Origin of the sequence: Rhodococcus olei (assembly GCF_039540555.1) — a bacterium.
Taxonomy (GTDB): Bacteria; Actinomycetota; Actinomycetes; order Mycobacteriales; family Mycobacteriaceae; genus Rhodococcus_G; species Rhodococcus_G olei.
Map to the genome: position 1 here is coordinate 1 of NZ_BAABFB010000004.1, position 913 is coordinate 913.

1 protein-coding gene is annotated in these 913 nt (G+C 67.8%); it reads right to left on the bottom strand.

The genetic code is table 11. The features are described from left to right. The coding region (locus ABD951_RS00205) for an IS110 family transposase (protein WP_345340856.1) at positions 1–618 on the bottom strand (618 nt) is incomplete at its 3' end. Positions 619–913: the final 295 nt, after the last annotated feature.

Below are 913 nucleotides of genomic sequence, written 5' to 3' on the forward strand. Positions count from 1 at the left end.
GGCCGCGGCGGTGGTGACATCGTGGGCCGTCCCTGCATCGAGTTCTGCGCAACGGCGGATGAGCACGGTATTGCTCAATCCGGACAGCGCCTCGCGCAGGCCCGTGTCGGCGCCGACGAGCACGGCCTTGAGTTGGTTGATGGATTGGGTGCGGGCCTTGACCGCTGATGCTTTGGCCAGCTTGAACATTCGGATCATCTCGACCGGACCGTCGCCGGCCTTCGCGCTGGCTGTGGCGCAGCCTGCCAGCACCGCGTGGGCGGCTGCTTCGGCGTCGAGGACATCGGTCTTACCGCGTCGACGACGGGTGGCCTTGTCGGGCTGGTTGACCTCGATCACCTCGACGCTTTCGGACCGTAGGTGCCGAGCGAGCGCCGCGCCGTAGGACCCGGTGCACTCGACCCCGGCTCGTCGTACCGTGCCGAGCGTGCGCGCCCAGTCCCACAGCTGCCGGTATCCGGCCGCGGTGGTCGGGAAGGACCGCGTGTCCACCAGCGCGCCGAGGACGGTGACCACCGCCGCGACGTGGAGGTCTTTGTGGGTGTCCACGCCGAGAACGACCTCATCGGCGAGGCCGTCGTTCTGGTGCTGGTCGGCTGCGTGGGCGATATGCGGCACGGTCGTCTGTCTCCTCGAAGGCTCGGGAACGGATGGCCGTCGCCGGGCCGTCGTGGACGGTCAGAACTGAGATGGTGCACGGCAAGGCCCCTATCGGGACACGTCCTCGGTCCGGCGGCAGCGAGCACCGTCCCGGGTCCTGGTCGACGGATCTACGCGAAGGCATCGCGGCCGGTTGTCACACGGGTCAGACCACGGCCCCGGGACGGTGCAGGATCATCCTCTCAGTTGTCACAGATCAGGTGCAGATCCAACTCGGCCGGGGTGTTGGCGTCGACGGTTTTGAGAAACCGTA